This window comes from Janthinobacterium sp. C22 (genome assembly GCF_057919405.1).
In genome coordinates this window covers 1746535-1768083 of the sequence record NZ_CP193659.1, presented here as the reverse complement: position 1 = coordinate 1768083, position 21549 = coordinate 1746535, and the positions used below count along the sequence as shown (strand labels likewise).

Below are 21549 nucleotides of genomic sequence, written 5' to 3'. Positions count from 1 at the left end.
CGTTCAGTGAGGAGTGCTAATTATGCAGGAAGAAATCCGCTTTGCCACATTCAATGTCTGCAACCTGGCCCCCGCCGGGGCGAAATTGTATGACAACCTGGAACCGTTGAGCCCGGCGCAATACGAGGCCAAGGCGGAATGGACGGCGCGGCAGATCGACCTGCTCGACGCCGACGTGATCGGTTTCCAGGAAATTTTCTCGCAGGCGGCCCTGCGCGACGTGCTGTCGCGCACGCGCCACTACCGCGCAGCCACGCTGGCCGGCTACGATGCGACGGATATTGCCGGACGCATGCTGCCCACGGTGGCGCTCGTATCGCGCCTGCCGCTGGCCGGTGCTGGTGTTGCCTGGGCGAATTTTCCCGCCGGCGTGACCGTGTCCGCCGACAGGCAGCCCGCCGACGACAACGCCTGCCGCTTCGCCCGCGCGCCCCTGCATGTCCAGGTCATCTTGCCGGGCGGACAACTCACCGACGTGGTCGTCGTGCACTTGAAATCGCGCCGGCCCGACTACCGCCACGGCGACGGCAACGATGCGGCCGCCTACGCGCTGGCCAACCTGCGCTCGCTGCAGCGGCGCGGCGCGGAAGCCGTGGCCCTGCGCGTGCTGGCAAGCGAACTGGGCCACACTGGCCGTCCCCGCATCGTGCTGGGCGACTTCAACGACATCGCCAATGCCGTCACCACGTCCATCGTCATGGGCGCGGGCGCGCCGTGCGAACCGGGCATGGAAATGCGCGCGCGCCTGTACGACGCCAATGCCATCCAGCTGCGCCAGGATGCCCTGCGCCACGTGGGCTACACGAATATCCACGACAGCGCCTACATGACGATCGACCACATCCTCGTGTCCGAGCATTTCCACCCCGCCTCGCCGCGCGCCATCGGCGTGCTGCAGGAAGTGACGTATCTGAACGACCATTTGCTGCTGGGATTGCCGCATGCGTCCGACCATGGCCAGGTGCTCGCACGCATCAAGCTGCTGGGAAACATTCACTAATTCAATAACTTCGCCAGAGCACTGCCCGCCACTTGCGCGCTGGCATAGCGCCCCTGGTATTGCTGGCAGCCCTGCCCCCGCAGATACGCCAGCTGCTGCGCCGTTTCCACGCCTTCGGCGATCACCGTCAATTGCAGCTCGCGCGCCATGGCGATGATGGTGGCGGCGATGGCCGTGTCGGACTCGCCGGCCGCGCCGTCCGCCGCGGCCGGCAGGAACGACGGGTCGATCTTGAGTTGATCCACCGGATAATGGCGCAGATTGGCCAGGCGCGAATAGCCGGTGCCGAAATCGTCGATGGCCAGCCTGGCGCCCAGCGCGCGCAGCTGCGCCAGCACGCCGGCCAGGCGCGCGCCCCCTTTCATCAGCAAGGACTCCGTCACTTCCAGTTCCAGGCAGGCGGCGGGCAAGCCCGACACGGCCAGCGCCTCTTGCACGCTGAGCAATAAGTCATTGTGCAGACATTGCGCCGGCGACAGATTCACGGCCACGCGCCAGGCATGGCCCGCATCGTGCCAGGCGCGTGCGCGGCGGCAGGCTTGCTGCAGCACCCAGTTGCCGATCGACACCATCAAGCCGCATTCCTCGGCCACGGCGATGAAACGCTCGGGCGGCAGCAGGCCCAGTTGCGGGTGGCGCCAGCGCAGCAGCGCTTCGGCACCAATGATTTTCCCGCTGGCGACATCGAGCGCGGGCTGGAATTCGAGCACGAATTCGTCGCGCCCCAGCGCCGCGCGCAAGCCTTGCTCCAGGCTGGCCCGCTCGACGATTTGCGCATTCATCTCCGCATTGAAAAACTGAAAATTGTTACGCCCGCTTTCCTTCGCGTGGTACATGGCGATGTCGGCGTTGTGCACGAGGGTATCGATGCTGTCGCCATCGCTGGGAAAGATGGCCACGCCGATCGAGGTCGACACATGCAATTCGTACTCGCCCAGCTGATAGGGTTGCGTGACGGCATGCAGCAGGCTGGCCGCCACGTGGGCCACCTGGTCGATGCCGCCCACCTCGGCCAGGATGATGACGAACTCGTCGCCGCCATGCCGGCTGACGGTATCGACGCCGCGCACGCAGCGCACGAGGCGCCGCGCCACCTCCTTGAGCAGCAGGTCGCCCACGTGGTGGCCCATGCTGTCGTTGATGTGCTTGAAATGATCGAGATCCAGGTACAGGATGGCCAGCATGCTCAGCTTGCGCCGCGCGGCTGCCAGCGCCAGCGACAGCCGGTCCAGCAGCAGCACGCGGTTCGGCAAGTCGGTGAGGAAATCGTGCTCGGCCAGGTGGCGCGTGTGCTCCTCGTTTTTCTTGCGCTCGCTGATGTCGCTGAGGATGGCCAGGTAATTGCTCAATTGCCCCTGCGGGTCGCGGATGGCCGTCAGCGACAGCCAGGCCGGATAGCGCCCGCCCGCCTTGCGCTGGCCGACGATGTCGCCTTGCCAATAACCGTTGGCATCGACTTCGTCCCACACATGGTCGAAAAACGCGGGCGCGTCCGGCTCGACGCCGTGCGGGACGAAGGGTTTGCCCAGCATGTCGTCCAGGCTGTAGCCGCTGATCTCGCTGTACGCGGGATTCATGCTGACGACGCGCTGCTGCGGGTCCATCACGACGATGGCTTCGCGCGCATGCTCGACCACCTGCGCCGACAGGTACAGTGCCCGCTCGGCCAGTTTGCGTGAGGAAATATCACGGATAACGGCGTAAAACAGATAGCTATGGTCGAGCGTGACGGAGGTGAGCAGCACTTCGCCCCAGAACAGCTGGCCCGCGCACGTCTGATAGCGCCAGTCGTAGCGGCAGTTGCCGTCGGCGTGGGCCTGCGCCGCCAGCTGCGTGCCGCGCAACGAGGACAATTCGCCATCGGGCTGGCGCAAGGGCGAAAAGTCGCTGAGGCGGCGCCCCAGCAGCCGTGGCCGGTCTTCGCATTGAAACAAGGCAATGGCGGCCGGATTCGCCTCGGCGATGTGCTCGTCGCGCAGCAGCACGATGGCGTCGGCGGATTTCTCGTACAACTGGCGGAAATTGTCGCCCATCAGCAACAAGGCGCCCTGCGCAGCGCCATCCTGGCCGCTGGCCGTGATGTCGGCATCGATGCACACCACTTGCCGCACACGTCCAGACTGCATGACCGGAAACACGGTGGAACAGATGCAGCGCGGCGCGGCCCCGTCGGCATCGAGCTTCCACAGGCGCATGCCGCGCGCCTTGCCGCTCTCCCACACGGCCGCCAGTTCGCCGGCAAGCTCCTCGGCCAGGGTGGCGCCACCGGGCAGCGAGGCGGCCACCCTGGCCCACGGCTGGCCCAGCGCCAGCTCGGCCGCCACGCCGTACAGGCGCGCCGCACCAAAGCTCCAGTAGCGCACGATGCCGTCGCGGTCGATGCCACGCACGGCCAGGCCGGGCGCCTGCTCGACGGCGGCAACGATGATGGACAGCAAATCGAGCGCCTTGCCGGCCGGCCCCGCCTGCGGTTCGGCCGCGGCCAGCAAACGGCCCGGCGACGGGGCGGCTCCGACAATCCGATCAGACATCAGGCCCCCGTGGCGCGGCCGCGCGGCAACCGGCGGGCAAATGGCCTGTCCGGTGGCGCAACCATCCCGACCATTCTTGCGCGCCGGCGAATCGGCTTCTTGAGGAGGCGCAAGCATCGTGACGCGCACGGCGCGCATGCTGGCCGTGGTCTTTGGTCGCCGTTTTTTGCATTCCAGCCCCGATTTTGTGCAATCTGTCGCACGGCGATGGCGGCCGGACTTGAATCTTCCTAAAGTGGCAACATGCGCATCGCCGTGAACGGCGGCAGCGGCAGGCGTGTCGTCTGCGGCCGCCACGGTGATGCGCTACCCGAATTCCCCGGCCCGCCGCAGGCCGGCCGCACCGAGACCTGGCGCCGAACCCCTGCGCCGCTCCTGAAAAAAACCTATGAAAAACGAGACCCTGCCCCCCGCCTCTCCCCTTGCCGCCACGCGCCGCCGGCGCTGGCGCACGCCCCTCTTGATCCTCGTCGTGCTGGGCCTGGCCGGCGGCGGCTGGACCGTGATGCAGTCGAAGCAGCAAGCGGCGAAGGCGGCCGAACAGCAAGCGAACAAGAAGAAGGAGCAGGCCAAGACGCCCGTGCATGAACTGGCGCAGGGCGACGTGGCCGCCATCGACGCGCGCGCACTCAGTATCAGCCTGCCCCTGTCCGGTTCGCTGGCGCCCGTGACCCAGGCCACCATCAAGGCCAAGGTTTCCGGCGTGATCCAGGAGACGACCTTGCAGGAAGGCCAGCACGTGGCCAACGGACAAATCCTCGTGCGCCTGGACGCGGCCGACCTGCGCGCCCGCCTGACGCAGCAGCAAGCCATGCTGGACGAAGCGCAGGCGCGCCTGTCGATGGCGGCCAAGAATGAAGCGAACAGCCAGGCGCTGCTCAAGCAAAAATACATTTCGCAGACGGCCTACGACACGACGCAGAATTCCGTCGACCTGGCGCGCGCCAACGTCAAGTCCGCCGCCGCCATGGTCGACATCGCCCGCATCGCGCTGGCCGACACGGTGATCCGCGCACCGATGGCCGGCATCGTCAGCAAGCGCCATCTGCAGGCGGGCGAAAAAGTCGCGCCCGACATGCCCGTCTACACCATCGTCAACCTGGCCCAGATGACCCTGGAAGCGCCCGTGCCCAGCGCGGAGATTCCCCGCATCAAGCTGGGCCAGGACGTGCACTTCAAGGTCGACGGTTTCGGCGCGCGCGACTTCGCCGGCAAGGTCATGCGCATCAACCCCACCACCGAGAGCGGCTCGCGCGCCATGCTCGTCTACATCGCCGTCGACAATGGCGATGGCGCGCTGCGCGGCGGCATGTTCGCCAAGGGCAGCATCGTCACCGAGCGATCAATCGTCGCGCCGCTGGTGCCCTTGACGGCCGTGCGCAACGAAAAGCAGGGCCCCGTCGTGTATGCGCTGGTGAACAGCAAGGTGGTCGCCCAGCCCGTCACCCTGGGCTTGCGCAACGAGGATGAAGGCTATGCGGAAGTCAAATCGGGTCTGGTGCCGGGCGCGAAAGTCATCATCGCCAGACTCGATGGCGTAAAACCGGGCCATGGCGTAACCTTCGCCGCGCCCGCCACGGCTCCCGCCGCGCCGGCGGCCGTGCTGGCACGGAAGGATTAAGCCATGTGGATGACCAAAGTCAGCATTCAAAACCCCGTCTTCGCCACCATGGTCATGGTGGCGCTGGTGGTGCTGGGCATCTTCTCCTACCGGGGCCTGGGCGTGGAGAGCATGCCCAGCGTGCAGTTCCCGTTCGCCGCCATTGAAGTGAACTACCCGGGCGCCTCGCCCGAAGCCGTGGAAAACGACATCACGCGCCCCATCGAGGACGCCGTCAATACCGTCAGCGGCATCAAGACCATCCGCGCCAATTCGTGGGAAGGACGCGCCGGCGTCTACCTGGAATTCGAGCTGTCGACCAATATGGACAAGGCCATGCAGGACTTGCGCGACAAGGTGGCCCTGGTGCGCCCGCGCTTCCCGAAGGAAGCCAAGGACCCGTTCATCGCGCGCGCCGAGGGCGACAACGAACGCCCCATCGCCACCATCGTGCTGACCTCGACCGGGCATGACCTGCGCGCGCTATCGACCATGACGGAGCAGATCATCAGCAAGCGCTTCCAGGGCGTGGCCGGCGTGGGGCAAGTCAAGCTGCGCGGCCTGCGCGCGCGCCAGATCCTCATCAGCATGAAGCCGATCGAACTCAATGCCCAGGGCATCGGCGTCGATGAAGTGATCCGCGCCATCCAGGCGACGAACACCAACCTGCCGGCCGGCTCCATCAGCCATGGCGCGGCAGAGCAGCTGGTGCGCGTGGAAGGCAAGATCAAGGATGCGCGCGAATTCGGCAAGATCATCGTCGCGCGCCGCGCCGTCGGTCCCGTCTACCTGGACCAGGTGGCTACCGTCGTCGACGGCGAGCAGGAAGAACTGTCGATTTCGCGCATGAACGGCCAGCAAGCCGTGACCATGGAAATCACCAAGGTGCAGGACGCCAACGTGGTCGAAGTGGGCACCGGCATCCTGAAAGTGGCGGCGGACCTGCAAAAGACCCTGCCGCCCGATATCACCCTGCGCGTGCTCGATGACGAATCGGAGCGGGTGCAAAGCCAGCTCAATAACGTCAAGCGCACCATCATCGAAGGCGCCGTGCTGACCATGGTGATCGTCTTCCTGTTCCTGCACTCGTGGCGCTCGACCATCATCACGGGCTTGACCCTGCCGATCTCCGTGCTGGCCAGCTTCATCGCCATGAAGGCCTTCGGCTTCACTCTGAACTTTCTGACCCTGATGGCGCTGTCCCTGTGCATCGGCCTGTTGATCGACGACGCCATCGTGGTGCGCGAAAACATCGTGCGCCACCTGGGCATGGGCAAGAACCACTACAAGGCGGCCAACGACGGCACCAATGAAATCGGCCTGGCCGTGATGGCCACCACCTTCGCCATCGTCGCCGTGTTCGTGCCCGTCGCCTTCATGGACGGCATCATCGGCCGCTTCTTCCTGCAGTTCGGCATCACCGTGGCCGTCGCCGTGCTCGTCTCGCTGTTCGTCAGCTTCACGCTCGACCCCATGCTGTCGTCCGTCTGGCGCGATCCCGTCAAGGACCGCTTCAAGTACGCGCCGTGGCTGGGCCGCTTCATGGCCTGGATCGAAACGGGCATCGACCGCCTGCACGTCTGGTACGGCAAGGTGCTGGCAGTGGCCCTGCGCTGGCGCAAGACCACGCTGGCCACGGCCGTGGCGCTGTTCGCGGGCAGCCTGATGCTCGTGCCCATGATCGGCGGCGAGATGTTCCCGGAAACGGACCAGGGCTGGGTCAACCTGCGCTTCAAGACACCCGTCGGCTCCAGCCTCGAATACACGGATTCCAAGGTACGCCAGATCGAAACGGCCTTGAAGGAATTTCCCGAGATCGACAGCCTGGTGGCCAATATCGGCACGCCCGATGGGCGCAACACGGCCGAGGTGAACCTGAAGCTGACGGACATCAAGACGCACAAGCGCCGCTCGCAGCAGGAACTGGAAAAACTGATCCGCGAACGCCTGGCGCCGATCGCCGGCATCACCCTGTCCGTCGGCCAGCGTCCCATCTTCATCGCCATCCTCGGCACGGATGAAGGCAAGCTCGATGCGGTGGCGCACACCCTGATGGACAAGATGCGCAACATCAAGGGCCTGGCCGACATGGAATACAGCCAGGAAGGCGCCAATCCGTCGACCACCGTGAAGATCAATAACGAACTGGCCAGCGACCTGGGCTTGTCGGTGCAGCAGATCGGCAATGCCTTGCGGCCGTTCGTGGCGGGCGACACGGTCAGCCACTGGCTGGCCAGCGACGGGCAGAACTACGACGTCAACGTGCAGCTGCCCAAATCGGGCCGGCAAAAGGTGGCCGACCTGGCCGACCTGTCGCTCGCGTCGAGCAAGCTTGACGCGAACGGCAAGCCCGTCATGATTCCGCTGCGCCAGGTGGTCGAATTCGTGCCGTCCTCCAGCCCGCAGGTGCTCAAACGCCAGGCCTTGCAGCGCCGCGTCGCCATCTATGCTGGCGTGCAGGGCCGCCCTGCCGGCGACGTCGACGCCGACGTGCAGAAGGCCATCAAGTCCATCGACCTGCCGCCGGGCGTGCGCTTCGACGTGGCCGGCAATGCGCAGCAGATGGCCGAAACCATGGGCGGCGCGATGATGGCGCTGGGCATCGCCGTGATCTTCATCTACCTGGTGCTGGCGTCGCAATTCGGCAGCTTCCTGCAACCGATCGCCATCATGGTGTCCTTGCCGCTGTCCCTGATCGGCGTGCTGGCCGCGCTGCTGATCACGGGCAGCACCCTGAACATCTTCTCCGTGATCGGCTTCATCATGCTCATGGGCTTAGTGACGAAGAACGCGATCCTGCTGGTCGACTTCACCAACCAGCGCCAGCGCGAAGGCCTGGGGCAGTTCGAGGCGCTGATGGAAGCGGGGCAAGTGCGTCTGCGCCCCATCCTGATGACGACCCTGGCGATGGTGTTCGGCATGCTGCCGATGGCCATCGGCATGGGCGACGGCGGCGAATCGCAGGCGCCGATGGGCCGCGCCGTCATCGGCGGCGTGATCACCTCGACGCTATTGACGCTGGTGGTGGTGCCCGTCGCCTACACCTATCTCGACAGCCTGGGCAAGCGCGCCGCGCGCTTTTTCGGCGGCGGCGAGCATGCCGAATCCGCCGATGACGGCAAGGCACACGCCCACTGATTGACCGGTCGCCTTCACCGTCCCCGCATTGGCGGGGACGACGCGGCGGCTGCCTGAAGAGAGCTTCAGTTGACCAAAGCGGCACCACTGGCTAGACTGTCCCCGTTATCAATGATATGGAGTGACTCGTGGGTGCTTGTTCCAGTGACAGTAGTCGATTGACCATCGGCGATCGGCCTTAGGCAAGACGCGCGCATTCCGCCCGCCCTGCCCTCGGCAAGGTGCGGTTTTACCAGCGGCAGTACTCTCTCGCCGCCACTTCCCTCCTCATCGTTCCACCGTGATCGTCTGCTGCCCCCTTGCGGGCGGATTGTCTTCGCCCTTGCACTCGCCTGTTCCTCCCCAGCCGGGAGAAACTGATGGTGGTATTTGACTTTGCGCTGCGCGTTGCCGCGGCATTGACCCTGGGCGCCATGATCGGCGCCGAACGCCAGCTGCGCCAGCGCATGGCGGGCCTGCGCACGAATGCGCTGGTGTCCGTCGGCGCCTCGCTGTTCGTGATGGTTTCCGTGCTCGAAGGCGATGCCTCCGGCCATATGCGCATCGCCGCGCAGGTGGTGTCGGGCATCGGTTTTCTCGGTGCCGGCGTCATCATGCGCGAGGGGATGACGGTGCGCGGCCTGAACACGGCCGCCACCCTGTGGTGCTCGGCCGCCATCGGCATCCTGTGCGGCCTGGGGTTTTCCCTGGAAGCGGCCATCGGCACGGGCTTCGTGCTGATCGCCAACCTGGTGCTGCGCCACCTGGCGCAACGCATCAACGCCCACGGCAGCGAAGCGGGCATCGAGACGGAAAGCATCTACCGCGTGACGGCCGTGTGCGAGGCGGAGCAGGAAGTGCAGGTGCGCAAGCTGATGCTGCGCTTGATCAGCGGCATGCCGGCCCTGATGCTGCAATCCTTGCACAGCGAGGATGCGGCGCACGCCGGGCGCATCGAAGTACGGGCCGACCTGCTCACGCCCTTGTCCAGCCTGGGATTACTGGAGCAGATCGTCAGCCAGGTCAGCCTGGAAGGCAGCGTCTCGGCCGTGCGCTGGGCGCTGGTGAACAACGCGGAATTTGTCGCCGAACGGGGAGTGTGATGATGAAAAAATTCTTCCATTGGTTTGCCGGGCGCGGCCCCGCCGTGGCCACCTACCGCCTGACCGTCACCTGCCCCGCGGCGCAAGCCGACCACGTCGTGCGCCTGCTGCTGGCCGAACTGCAAGGCGCGGGCCTGGCGCCGTCGCAGATGCTGCGCAGCTGGGACGATGCCCGGCAGGTGGTGCGGCTGATCGCCACGGTGCTGTGCCAGGCCGTGCAGCGCGCCGTGCTGGTGCGCTTCGTCAACCGCGCGGGCGCCTGGCCGCAAGTGCGGCAGGTGCGCTGGGAAGGCGTGGCCCCCTCAGCTTGACGCGGGCAGGCGCATGAGGAACAGCGCGCCGCCTTGCGGGCGGTTGCGCGCCTCGATGCTGCCGCCGTACGCGTGCACGATGGCTTGCGACAGGGCCAGGCCCAAACCGAAGCCGGGCGCCTCGCCCGCGCGCGCCTGGGCGCCCCGGTAAAAGCGCTCGAACAGATGGGGCAAGTCTTCCACGCCGATGCCCGGTCCCGCGTCCGCCACGCCGACGAGGGCATGTTCGCCCTCGCGCGCCACGTGCACGGTGATGCTGCTGTCTGGCGGCGAAAACTTCACGGCGTTATCGAGCAGATTGGCCAGCACCAGATCCACGGGGCCGGCCGCCACGCGCGCCTGCACGGCCACGCTGTCATCGAAGACGATGCGGATGCCGCGCTGCGCCGCCGGCTTTTCCAGCCGCTGCACGGCCGCCCGCACGAGCGGATTGAGCGCGATGGTTTCCACGGCATTGCGCTCCTGGCCCACGTCCAGGCGCGTGAGCATCAGGAGCTCTTCCACCAGCGTCGTCAGGCGCTGCACTTCATCGAGACAGGACGCCAGCGCGTCCACATACTCGGCGCTTCGCGCGGACGGCGCAGGGTGATTTCGATTTCCGTGCGCAGGCGCGACAGGGGCGAGCGCAGTTCGTGCGAGGCGTCGGCCGTGAAGCGGCGCTGCGCATCGTAGCCGTGTTCCAGGCGGTCCAGCATGGCGTTCAGGGTATCGACCAGGCGGCCGATCTCGTCCTGCGTGCCGGGATGGGGCAGGCGCTGGTGCAGGCTGGCTTCGCCGATCGAATGCGCCTGGTCCACCACGTCGTCGATGGCGCCCAGCACGCGGCGCGTGAGCATTTCGCCGGCCAGGCCCACGGCCGCCAGCAAGGCCAGCGCCATGGCGCCAAACAGCACGGTGGCCGCGGCCAGCACGTGATTCGTGTCGTCGAGCGAACCGGCCACCTGCACCGCCAGGCGCGCGCCGGATGAGGGCACGGGAATCGAGACCATGCGCAGCGGTTCCTCGCCGAACCTGGGCAGGGTTTCGAAGACGGTCTCGCCGGCCGCCAGGCGCGCCAGCAGGGCGGGCGGCGCCGGCAGCTGCGCCGCCTCCAGGTTGCGGCTGCGCGCCAGCACGCGGCCTTCGCCATCGATGATCTGCACCAGGCGGTCCAGGCGCGTCAACGACGGCGGCGCCAGTCCCGGCGCCACCTCGTGCACCTGCACGGGCTGGCGCGGCGCGGCCGGCAGCATGGCCATTTCCGTCTCGGCCAGCGCCAGCAGCGCCGCATCGAGCTGGCCATGCACGGCGCGCGACAGGCCCCAGTAGCCGGCCAGCGCCGTGCAGGCGACGATGGCGAGGATGACGGCCAGGTGCACCAGCAGCAATCGCTTGCGAAAGCTAGCCATCATGGTTTTCCGCCAGGCGGAAGCCGCGTCCGCGCACCGTGTGGATCAAGGGCGGCAAGCCCGGCGCATCGACCTTGCCCCGCAGGTTGCGCACGTGGACGTCGATCAGGTTGTCGATGCCGATCAGGTCCGCCTGCCAGATCTGCTCGGCCAGGCGCGCGCGACTGACCACCTCGCCCGCCTGGCGCAGCAGGATCAGCAGAATCGCGTATTCCTTGGGAGTCAGCACCAGCGGCGCGCCGGCGCGCGTCGCCTGATGGCTGACGGGATCGAGCGTCAGGTCCGCCAGCGCCAGCACCAGCGGGCGGCTGATGTCCGAGCGGCGCAGCAAGGCGCGGATGCGCGCCAGCAGCTCCTCGAATTCGAACGGTTTGGTCAGGTAATCGTCGGCGCCCGTGTTCAGGCCCGCCACGCGGTCGGCCGTGGCGTCACGCGCCGTGAGCATCAGCACGGGCGTCTGGATGCCGCGCGCGCGCAAATCGCGGCAGAAATCGATGCCCTGCTTGCCCGGCAACATCCAGTCCAGCACGATCGCGTCGTAATCGACGGCGTAGCTTTCGTCCTCGCCCTCTTCCGCGCTGTGCGCCACGTCGACGACAAAGCCTTCTTCCTGCAAGCCACGGGCCAGCAGGCGCGCCGCCTTGCGGTCGTCTTCCACCAGGAGGATTCTCATGCCTGCCTTTCCCATTGTGCTGCGTTTTCCCGCATTTTCCATCCTTGCATTTTACCGCGCCGCACCGTGCGCGCGCGGAACCTGAAGAATGATTCAGGCGTTCTTGGGCGCTTCTTCAGGAGCACATTGCTATGCTTTTCCGGCGCTGTCATACCGCTGCCCGCGCTCCCCTCTGACCGCCCGCCTGGGCACGGCATCCACGCATGCCCCATCACCATCAATAACAAGGAAACACGGGATGAACACGACCACCCGCAACGCCCTGGGCGCCAGCTGCGCCCTCGCTCTCGCCTGCTCGGCCCTGGCCGGCTGCGCCAAACCGACGGCGGCAGCCATGCCGCCCGCCCAATCGAGGCACCTGGACGACGGCAGCATCGCCGTCGACAGGATGTCGCCGCTGCGCCAGCGCCTGCAGATCGCGTCCGTGCAGGAACAGGAGTTCGCCACGCAGACGGAGGCGCCTGGCAGCATCGTAGCGATGCCGGAAAAACTGGTGAAAATCACGCCGCCCCTGGCAGGCCGGATCACGCGCTTGCAGCGCGCCCTGGGCGACAGCGTGAAGGCGGGCGACCCGCTGTTCACGCTCGACTCGGCGGAACTGAGCGCCGCCTACGCGGACGACAGCAAGGCGAAGTCCGTCCTGCTGCAGGCGCGTCAGGAACTGGAGCGCCAGAAAACCCTGTTCGAGGCGGAGATCGCCGCGCGCAAGGAGTACGAAGCGGCCCAGGCGGCCTTTGCGCAGGCGGGCAGCGACGCCCAGGCCAGCGCCGACAAGCTGGCCCAATACGGCGCCGGCGCACGCGGCGCGCGCCGCGACTACGTGCTGCGTTCACCCATCGCCGGCACCGTGATCGCCATGGAAGGCGCCCAGGGCGGCTACTGGAACGATATCAACGCGCCCGTCATGACGGTGGCCGATCTGTCCACCGTGTGGCTGTCGGCCAACGTGGCCGAGCGGGACCTGGCCCAGGTCGCCGTGGGCCAGACGGCGCGCATCACCGTCGACGCCTGGCCCGGCAAGGCTTTCGAGGGCAAGGTCGCGTATGTGGGCGCCGTGCTCGATCCCGAGACGCGCACGGTGCAAGTGCGCGTGGCCATCGACAACCGCGCCGGCACCTTCAAGCCGGGCATGTTCGCCCACGCGGGATTCGCCGGCGCCAGCCGCCGCGCCCTCCTCGTGCCCGCGTCCGCCGTGCTGCAGAGCGGGCCGTCGACGCGCGTGATGGTCGAGCGCAGCCCGCTGGTATTCACGCCGCGCACGGTGGAAGTGGGCGCCAGCCATGGAGAACAGGTGGAAATCCTCGCCGGCCTGAAAGCGGGCGAACGCATCGTCGTCAAGGAAGGAGTGCTGCTCAATGATTGACCGTTTCATCGCCACCTGCTGCCAGCGGCGCGGCATCGTCTGGCTGGTGCTGCTGTTCGTCGCCGTCTACGGCGTCTACTGCTGGAAGCAGCTGCCCATCGAAGCCTATCCCGACATCGCCGACGTCACTTCGCAGATCGTCACGCAGGTGCCGGGCCTGGGCGCCGAGGAAATCGAGCAGCAGATCACCATCCCGCTCGAGCGCGCCCTGCTCGGTACGCCCGGCATGCACGTGCTGCGCACGCGCAGCCTGTTCGCGCTGTCGCTGATCACCGTGGTGTTCGAGGACGGCAGCGACGGCTACTTCACGCGCGAACGGCTGCAGGAGCGCCTGGCCAGCGTGAACCTGCCGTACGACGCCAAGCCGGGGCTCGATCCCTACACCTCGCCCACGGGCGAGATCTACCGCTACACGCTGGAGTCGAAAACACGGTCTTTACGCGAACTGTCCGAGTTGCAGTTCTGGACCGTGATCCCGCGCCTGCAGCAGGTGCGCGGCGTGGCGGACGTCAGCAATTTCGGCGGTCTGACGACGCAATTCATGCTGGAACTCGATCCCGCAAAACTGGACAGCTACGGCTTCTCGCTGGCGCAGGTGAAGGACGCCATCAACGCCAACAACGTCAGCGGCGGCGGCAGCGTCATCGACCGCGGCCAGCAATCGTACGTGGTGCGCGGCGTGGGCCTGCTGCATTCGCTCGATGACATGGGCAACGTCGTCGTCAGCAGCAAGGACGGCGTGCCCGTGCTGGTGAAGGACCTGGGCAAGCTTGCCTACGGCAACGTCGAGCGGCGCGGCATCCTCGGCAAGGACGACAACCCCGACACCATCGAAGGCATCACCCTGCTGTTGAAGGATTTCAATCCGTCCGAGGCGCTGGCCGGCATCCATGCGGCCGTCGATGACTTGAACGCCAACGTGCTGCCGAAGGACGTCAAGGTCGTGCCCTACCTGGACCGCAGCTCGCTGATCGACGCCACCCTGCACACGGTCGGATTCACCTTGGGCGAAGGCATGCTGCTGGTCGCCCTCGTGCTGCTGCTGTATCTGGGCAGCCCGCGCGCGGCCGCCATCGTCGCGCTGACGATTCCGCTGGCCCTGCTGATCGCCTTCATCTTCATGCACCACTTTAAGATTCCCGCCAATTTGCTGTCGCTGGGGGCGATCGACTTCGGCATCCTCGTCGACGGTTCCGTGGTGGTGCTGGAAAACATGCTGCGCCGCCGCGAGCGGGAGCAGGACCGTCCCCTGACCCTGCAGGACGCCATCGACGCGACCCTGCAGGTGGCGCGCCCCATCATGTTCGGCATGGCCGTCATCATCGCCGCCTACCTGCCCCTGTTCGCCTTCCAGCGCATCGAGTACAAGCTGTTTTCGCCGATGGCGTATGCGGTGGGCGCGGCGCTGGCGGGCGCGCTGGTGGTGGCGCTGGTGCTGATTCCGGGCCTGGCCTGGCTGGCCTTGCGCAAGCCGCGCCGCACCTTCCATAACCGCGCGCTGGACAAGCTGGCGGGCGCGTACGGGCGCTTCCTCGAACGCATGGTGGGCAAGAAGCGCTGGGTGGCGATGGCGTGCGCAGGATCGCTCGCAGCGCTTGCCATCCTGGGCGGCAGCATCGGCCGCGATTTTTTACCCTACCTCGATGAGGGTTCGCTGTGGCTGCAGGTGCAGATGCCGCCCGGGATCACCCTGGACAAGGCGTCGGAGATGGCCGGCGAACTGCGGCGCGCCGCGCTGGAATTTCCCGAAGTGTCGACCATCGTCACGCAGACGGGGCGCAACGACGACGGCACCGATTACTGGACGCCGTCGCACATCGAGGCGAGCGTGGGACTGCTTCCATACAAAAGCTGGAAGTCGGGCATGAGCAAACAGCAGCTGATCGCGAAAATGAACGCGCGCTTCGCGCGCATGCCGGGCGTCACGGTGGCCTTCATGCAGCCGATGATCGATGGCGTGCAGGATAAATTGTCGGGCGCGCACAGCGACCTGACGGTGAAAATCTTCGGCAACGACCTCGATGAAGTGCGCGCCATCGCCGGCAAGGTGGCCAACGTACTGAAAACCGTCCCCGGCGCCTCCGACGTGGCCGTGGACGTGGAGCCGCCGCTGCCCAACCTGAAGGTGGAACTGGACCGCGCGAAGGCGGCCCGCTACGGCATCAATGCAGCCGACGTGGCCGACCTGATTGCCACCGGCATCGGCGGCGCGCCCATCGGCCAGGTCTACGTGGGCGAGAAAAGCTACGACATCGCCGTGCGCTTCCCGCCCGCGACGCGTTCCAGCCCGGACGCCATCGCCAGCCTGAAGCTCACGGCCGCCAACGGCGCGAGGATACCGCTGGCGCAGGTGGCGGCAATCAGCACCACCTCGGGCGAAAGCGTGATCGTGCGCGAAATGGGGCGGCGCCACATCATCGTGCGCCTCAACGCCCGCGGACGCGACCTGGCCGGTTTCCTGGCCGAAGCGCGCCCGCTGGTGGCGCAAGCCGTGGCCAACGAGCACCAGCGCATCAGCGTCGAGTGGGGCGGCCAGTTTGAAAACCTGCAGCGCGCGCAAAGCCGCCTGGCCCTGATCCTGCCGATGACCCTGGGCGCCATGTTCCTGCTGCTGTTTGGCCAGTTCCGCAACCTGCGCCAGCCCGCGCTGGTCTTGCTGGCCGTGCCGCTGGCCATGCTGGGTGGCCTTGCCGCGCTGCACCTGCGCGGCATGACCTTGAACGTGTCGAGCGCCGTCGGCTTCATCGCCCTGTTCGGCGTGGCCGTGCTGAATGCCGTGCTGATGCTGGCGCAGATCAACCGCTTGCGCGCCGACGAAGGCATGAGCTTGCGCGAGGCCGTGCTGGAAGGCGCGCGCGACCGCATGCGCCCCGTGCTGATGACAGCCACCGTGGCCGCCCTGGGGCTGACGCCGGCCATGCTGGCGACGGGCCTGGGCAGCGACGTGCAGCGCCCGCTGGCCACCGTGGTGGTGGGCGGGCTGGTGACGGCGACGGCGCTGACCTTGCTGCTGTTGCCAGCCCTGTATTACCTGATCGAGGCGTATGTACAACAACGCCGGACCGATACCGAAGGAGTGAACCATGACACGTTTTAAAGTCCTGCTGGCGGCCTGGCTGATCGCCCCGGCGCCAGCGCCGCGCCGTTGAGCTTCGAGACCTATTTGTCCGCCGTGGAGAGCCACAGCCTGGAATTGCAGGCGCAGCAGGAAGACATCGTCTCGGCCAAGGCCGGCATCGGCATCGCCGGCCTGCGTCCCGATCCCGAATTCACCGTGGGCGCCACGCGCGAAACCGTGCGCAGCGCCGAACACCGTCCCGTCACGTGGAATCCGGCCATCAGCATGGCCATCGAGACGGGCGGCAAGCGCGCCGCGCGTTTGAAGGCGGCGCGCAGCCATGTCGCGCTGGCCGAGGAAACGGTGGCCGGCTTCAAAAGCGAACTGTATGGCACGGCCGCCGCCGCGTTCACGGAAGCGTGCCGCACGCGCGAGGTCCTCGCCCGCAAGCAGCAGACCATGGCGGCCCTGTCGAAAGTCGTCGAAGCGAACGCCGTGCGGCGCAAGGCGGGCGACGTGGGCGGCATCGAGCTGCTGCAGTCGCGCGTGGAACGCGACCAGTTTCAGGCCGAGCTGGCGCAGGCGCGCAGCGAGGCCGACAGCGCCATGTTGAATTTGTCGCCGCCCTTGGGCCGCCAGTTCGACAGCCTGTTTCCGGACGCGCAGCTGGCCTGCGATTTCGCCGCGTATGCCGACCAGGATGCCAGCACCCTGGTGCCGCAGGCGCTGCGCGAGCGCAGCGACGTGCGCATCGCCCGCGCCACCGTGGACAATCTGCGCGACGGCGCGGCGCTGGTGCGCGCCAACCGCTCGGTCGACCCGACCGTCACCGTGGGCCTGGCCGCCGCGCGCGGCTACCATGACGGTTTTGACGCCAGCGACAATCCCGTCGACGGCGCACCCCGCTCCCGTGCACTGTCCATCTCGCTGGCCATCCCCATCCCCCTGTCGCGGCGCGACAAGGGCGACGTGGTGCAGGCGGAAGCGGGCGTCACGCAGGCGATGCTGGCCCTGCGCCAGGCGGAACTGACGGCGGAAACGCAGGTGCGCACGGCGCAGCGGCAGCTGCTTGCGGCGCAGGACAGGCTGGCGCGCTACCGCGATGGGGTGCTGGTCGATGCACAAAAGGTGGTCGACGGCATGCGTCTGTCTTACGTCAAAGGCAATGCTTCGCTGCTGGAATGGCTGGCGGCGCAGCGTTCGGCCGATGAGGCGTATCAGGGCTATGTGCAGGCGCGCGCCGATGCGGCCATCGCCAGCACGCAGCTGCAACTGGCGATCGGCCAGCGGCCGCGCTTGTAGCGGGGGAAGGGAAAACGAAGGGAGACCGGCGCGGCCATGCCGCACCGGTCGTCAGAAACAGGGGAATTACTGAGGCTGGGCAGGAGCGTCGGTAGCGTCGTCCGCTTCGGGCTCGTCACCCTCGGCACCCTCTTCGCCATCGGCCGGCTTCGGATTGTTCTTCGCTTCCAGCTTGCGCCTGGCTTTTTCCTCGGCTTTCTTCTTCTTTTCCAGCTCTTTTTGCCGTTTTTCGTATTGGAAATTTGTCTTGGCCATTTACTACCTCTTTAGTTTTTAGATGTTACACATAAGCATATAAGGCACATTATGACGTAGTTGGAGCAAACTCCAAATGTTTAGCCTCGCGGATGATGCTGCGCATGCAGCAGTTTCAGCCGCTCACGGGCCACATGCGTGTAAATCTGCGTGGTGGAAATATCCGAGTGCCCCAGTAACAATTGCACAACACGCAAGTCCGCACCGTGGTTCAGCAAATGCGTGGCGAACGCGTGGCGCAAGGTATGCGGCGACAGCGGCGCCGTGATGCCGGCGCTCAGCGCGTGTTTCTTGATGATGACCCAGAACATTTGCCGCGTCATGGCGCCCCCGCGCCGCGTGACGAACAGCGCGTCGTCCATCTGCCCGTCGAGGATGACGCCGCGCGCTTCCTTCAGGTAGCGCTCGATCCACAGCCGCGCCTGTTCGCCGAACGGCACCAGGCGCGTCTTGCTGCCCTTGCCCGTGATGCGCAGCACGCCATCGTTGAGGCTCAGTTCCACGGATTGCAAGTCCACCAGCTCCGACACGCGCAAGCCGCTCGCATACATCAGTTCGAGCATCGTGCGCTCGCGCAAGCCCAGCGGCGTGCTCACGTCGGGCGCCGCCAGCAAGGCCTCGACTTGCGCTTCGCTCAAGGTGTGCACGAAGCGCGCCGGCTGCTTGGCCGACACCATCTTCAGACATGGGTCGGCGGCGATATGCTTGTGCCGCAGGGCCAGCTGGTAAAAGCGCTTGAGCACGGACAGGCGCCGGTTCGACGAGGTCGCCTTGCTCTCGTCGTGGCGGGCGGCGAAATACGCCTCGATGTCGGCCGTGCTCACCTCGTACAGGCCCTCGCGCCCGGGCCGCGCCACTTCCAGCCAGCGGGCAAACAGCCGCATGTCGCGCCGGTAGGCATCGAGCGAGTTTTTCGACAGGCCGTCCTCCAGCCACAGGCTGTCGCAGAATTCATCGATCAGGGTGGCGTTGTCGGGCGCCAGCAGGCTGTTCATCATCGGTACGCTTCCACGCCTTCATGCGCCAGCAGCCAGCGCTTCACGCCCAGGTGAAAGCCCCTCGCATCGTCGTGGTGGGCAAAACCGCCCAGGCCGCCAGCGGCCGTCACGCGGTGGCAGGGAATCACCACGGGAAACCAGTTGGCGCCGCATGCCTGGCCCACGGCGCGCGGGGCCGAGCCGATCAGCCGCGCCACGTCGCCATACGTGCGCACCTGGCCGCGCGGGATGCCGGCGATCGCCGCCCAGACCCGTTGCTGGTAGGCGCTGCCCGAGTCTGCCAGCGGCAGGTCGAACGGCGCATCGGGATCGCGGAAATAGCGCGCCAGTTGCGCGCAGGCACGTTCTGAAACGGCATCCTGCGCCTCCTTCTCGGCGAAGTGCGGCGGCAGGTAGACCAGTTCGCATAAGCGGCCGTCCTGCGCGCGCACGCCCATGGCGCCGAACGGTGCGGCCACGATGGCGCTGAACAGTTCACTGCCCTGTTGTTTTTTCATCTGCTGATCATTATTCAAGTGTGGCATATATGCAACCTGCCGGCGCCGGAAACGGCGCCACGGGAATTATGCACCGACTTTGGGCGTGCCGGCGGACGTTTCCCGGGGACGAAAAAAGCGCACCAGCCGGTGCGCTTCAAATATTGCTTCACGTTCCCGGTCGTTTGGGTCCGCCGGTGCCGGCTTGTGGCCGCAGACAGCTATGACTCAACAACTTCTGTGAAACGTGTGTCTCCTCAATATATCCCCGGTATCAATACCGTTTTTATAGACCACTCCCCCACTAACCTTGTTGCCAATTCTGTATTTCAGCCTTGCTACCGGGGCGCATATGCATATACGTGTTTCCCCTTAAGGCTGCCCATCATAGCGCATTTGTTCGGCCGGATCGACTTTTTTTGCACCATGACGGGGACAACTGTTTTAGTTGTAAATTAAATTTGGCAGCCACAGCGAGATTTGTGGTACGTAGGTAATCAAGCCTAGGAAGGCGAGCATCGTCAGCAGCCACGGCATCACGGCCACGGTCAACTCCGAGATGCCCATCTTGGTGATGCCGGACGCCACGTACAGGTTCAGGCCCACGGGCGGATGGCACATGCCGACTTCCATATTGACCACGATCAAGATGCCGAAGTGCACGGGATCGATGCCCAGCTTCATGGCGACGGGGAACAGGATAGGCGCCATGATCAGCACGATGGACGACGGTTCCATGACGTTTCCGGCCAGCAGCAGCAGCACGTTGACCACCAACAAGAAGCTGATCACGCCCAGGCCCTTGCCCGTGATCCATTCGGCCATCGCCTGCGGGATGTTTTCGCTGGTCATCAGGAACGAGAACAGCACGGCATTCGTGATGATGTACAACAGCATCGCCGACATGGCGGCCGAATCGAGCAAGACCTTGCCCACTTGCTTGATCTTCAAGTCCTTGTAGACGAAGACGGCGATGATGAAGGCGTACACGGCAGCCATGGCGGCCGCCTCCGTCGGCGTAAACGCGCCCGAATAGATGCCGCCCATGACGATGACGATCAACAGCAGGCCCCAGGCGCTCTTCTTGAACGTGACGAAGCGCTCGCCCCAGCTGGCCTTCTGCATGCGCGGATAGTTGTGCTTGCGCGCCAAAAACCACGTGGTCAGGCCCAGCAGCATGGCCAGCATCATGCCGGGAATCACGCCCGCCATGAACAGCTTGCCCACGGACGTGTTCGTGCTGACGGAATACATCACCATCACGATCGAGGGCGGGATCAGGATGCCCAGCGCGCCCGAGGTGGTGATGACGCCGGCGCCGAAACCGCGCGGATAGCCCTGCTTGACCATGGCCGGCAGGATGATGGAGCCGATCGCCACCACGGTGGCGGGGCTGGAGCCAGAGACGGCCGCAAACAGCGCGCACGCCATCACGCCGGCCAGCGCCAGGCCGCCATGCCAGTGACCGACCATCGAGCTGGCGAAATTGATCATGCGCCGCGCCACGCCGCCATGCGTGAGGAAGTTACCCGCCAAAATGAAGAACGGGATGGCCATGATCTCGAATTTCTCGATGCCCGTAAAAATCTTCAGGGCCACCGATTCGATGGGCACGCTGGTCATGGTGAACAGGAACGTCAATACCGTCAGGCCCAGCGAGATGGAGATCGGCATGCCGGTCAGCATCAGTGCCAGCAGCAGCACAAAAATAATCAGCGCGTTCATGCCTTGGCTCCTTTTTCTTCCGCCGTCAGTTCGTCTTCCAGCCCCTCGACATGCGAGTGGTCGTGTTTTGGCAGGGCGCCCGTCTTGATGAAATGCACCATCACCTGGAGGAAACGGAAGCACATCAGGTAGGAACCGAGCGGCACGGCCAGGTAGACCAGCCACATCGGTATTTCCATGTCGGCCGAAGTCTGGTCCGTGTGGCCGATCGACCACACGAAGCTGGCGCCCAGGGTCCCGACGATGCCCGTAAACAGGGCGCCGGCGGCCAGGCCGAAGACGATGAAGCGGTCGCGCCAGCGCGGGTTCATGCGGTTGATCAGGACGTCGACGCCCACGTGGATGCCCGTGCGCACGCCATACGCGGCGCCGAACTTGGCCATCCAGACGAACATGTAGATGCACAGTTCCTGGGCCCAGCTGGTGTTGATTTGAATCAGGAAGTCTTGCAGGCCCGGTATCGGCAAGCCTGCCAGGTAGCGGTGCACGACCGCCACGAAGATGATGAAGGTGGCGGCGCCCATCAGGGACGCGATCAGCCACTCTTCCAGGTGATCCAGAAATTTCATGGTGGACTTTCAAAGAATGCGGGTACACGGACTCCCGCGCAGGACGCGCAGGAGTCATTCGAGCCATTGGCAGGGAAGAC

At 65.9% G+C, this 21549-nt stretch carries 15 protein-coding genes and 1 pseudogene; 8 read left to right on the top strand and 8 right to left on the bottom strand.

Going from position 1 to position 21549, the window contains the following annotated elements; all coding sequences use genetic code 11:
- Nucleotides 1–22 precede the first annotated feature (22 nt).
- A complete protein-coding gene (locus ACRHIG_RS08110) occupies nucleotides 23–1000 on the top strand; it encodes an endonuclease/exonuclease/phosphatase family protein (protein WP_475417332.1) in 978 nt (325 codons plus the stop codon).
- On the opposite strand, the gene ACRHIG_RS08105 is transcribed toward ACRHIG_RS08110, so the two are convergent.
- Nucleotides 997–3531 carry a sensor domain-containing protein gene (locus ACRHIG_RS08105; RefSeq protein ID WP_489629865.1) on the bottom strand — a complete coding sequence of 845 codons (2535 nt, stop codon included), beginning with the start codon at nucleotides 3529–3531 and terminating at the stop codon, nucleotides 997–999. The genes ACRHIG_RS08110 and ACRHIG_RS08105 overlap by 4 nt on opposite strands.
- 388 nt (nucleotides 3532–3919) lie before the next feature.
- Between ACRHIG_RS08105 and ACRHIG_RS08100 the strand changes: the two genes are divergently transcribed.
- From ACRHIG_RS08100 to ACRHIG_RS08085, 4 genes are all read left to right on the top strand, one after another.
- A complete protein-coding gene (locus tag ACRHIG_RS08100) occupies nucleotides 3920–5152 on the top strand; it encodes an efflux RND transporter periplasmic adaptor subunit (protein ID WP_489629864.1) in 1233 nt (410 codons plus the stop codon).
- 3 nt (nucleotides 5153–5155) lie between these two features.
- Nucleotides 5156–8269 (top strand): efflux RND transporter permease subunit, encoded by a 3114-nt coding sequence (locus ACRHIG_RS08095; RefSeq protein WP_489629863.1) that lies wholly within the window; start codon nucleotides 5156–5158, stop codon nucleotides 8267–8269.
- A gap of 362 nt (nucleotides 8270–8631) precedes the next feature.
- Nucleotides 8632–9351, top strand: a complete 720-nt coding sequence (locus ACRHIG_RS08090; protein ID WP_489630770.1) for an MgtC/SapB family protein — start codon at nucleotides 8632–8634, stop codon at nucleotides 9349–9351.
- A gap of 2 nt (nucleotides 9352–9353) precedes the next feature.
- Nucleotides 9354–9662: a hypothetical protein gene (locus ACRHIG_RS08085; protein WP_489629862.1), complete on the top strand. Its 309-nt coding sequence runs from the start codon at nucleotides 9354–9356 to the stop codon at nucleotides 9660–9662.
- Here ACRHIG_RS08085 and ACRHIG_RS08080 read toward each other — a convergent pair.
- Together ACRHIG_RS08080 and ACRHIG_RS08075 are read right to left on the bottom strand one after the other, a co-directional pair.
- Nucleotides 9654–11050: pseudogene (locus ACRHIG_RS08080) on the bottom strand (sensor histidine kinase). The gene ACRHIG_RS08085 and the pseudogene ACRHIG_RS08080 overlap by 9 nt on opposite strands.
- Entirely contained in the window at nucleotides 11043–11723 is a 681-nt protein-coding gene (locus ACRHIG_RS08075) for a response regulator transcription factor (protein WP_475417327.1), read from the bottom strand. Before ACRHIG_RS08075 ends, ACRHIG_RS08080 begins: the two are co-directional and overlap by 8 nt.
- Before the next feature lie 238 nt (nucleotides 11724–11961).
- On the opposite strand from ACRHIG_RS08075, the gene ACRHIG_RS08070 reads away from it, so the two are divergent.
- From ACRHIG_RS08070 to ACRHIG_RS08060, 3 genes are read left to right on the top strand one after another with little or no spacing between them, the layout of a single operon-like run.
- On the top strand, nucleotides 11962–13086 hold the full coding sequence (locus ACRHIG_RS08070) for an efflux RND transporter periplasmic adaptor subunit (RefSeq protein WP_489629861.1): 1125 nt from the start codon (nucleotides 11962–11964) through the stop codon (nucleotides 13084–13086).
- Complete coding sequence (locus ACRHIG_RS08065) at nucleotides 13079–16183, top strand: efflux RND transporter permease subunit (protein WP_489629860.1); 3105 nt, start codon at nucleotides 13079–13081, stop codon at nucleotides 16181–16183. Before ACRHIG_RS08070 ends, ACRHIG_RS08065 begins: the two co-directional genes overlap by 8 nt.
- A 48-nt stretch (nucleotides 16184–16231) precedes the next feature.
- Entirely contained in the window at nucleotides 16232–17446 is a 1215-nt protein-coding gene (locus ACRHIG_RS08060; RefSeq protein WP_489629859.1) for a TolC family protein, read from the top strand.
- 66 nt (nucleotides 17447–17512) lie between these two features.
- On the opposite strand, the gene ACRHIG_RS08055 is transcribed toward ACRHIG_RS08060, so the two are convergent.
- The 5 genes from ACRHIG_RS08055 to ACRHIG_RS08035 form a co-directional block, all read right to left on the bottom strand.
- On the bottom strand, nucleotides 17513–17701 hold the full coding sequence (locus ACRHIG_RS08055) for a hypothetical protein (RefSeq protein ID WP_475417323.1): 189 nt from the start codon (nucleotides 17699–17701) through the stop codon (nucleotides 17513–17515).
- Nucleotides 17702–17781: 80 nt separating this feature from the next.
- Nucleotides 17782–18699, bottom strand: coding sequence for a site-specific tyrosine recombinase XerD (xerD, locus tag ACRHIG_RS08050; protein ID WP_489629858.1), 918 nt, complete (start codon nucleotides 18697–18699; stop codon nucleotides 17782–17784).
- Entirely contained in the window at nucleotides 18696–19196 is a 501-nt protein-coding gene (locus ACRHIG_RS08045; protein ID WP_489629857.1) for a methylated-DNA--[protein]-cysteine S-methyltransferase, read from the bottom strand. Before ACRHIG_RS08045 ends, xerD begins: the two co-directional genes overlap by 4 nt.
- Nucleotides 19197–19619: 423 nt before the next feature.
- A complete protein-coding gene (locus ACRHIG_RS08040) occupies nucleotides 19620–20900 on the bottom strand; it encodes a TRAP transporter large permease (RefSeq protein WP_070223052.1) in 1281 nt (426 codons plus the stop codon).
- Nucleotides 20897–21469, bottom strand: a complete 573-nt coding sequence (locus ACRHIG_RS08035; protein WP_092796197.1) for a TRAP transporter small permease — start codon at nucleotides 21467–21469, stop codon at nucleotides 20897–20899. The genes ACRHIG_RS08040 and ACRHIG_RS08035 overlap by 4 nt, the downstream gene beginning before the upstream one ends.
- Nucleotides 21470–21549: the final 80 nt, after the last annotated feature.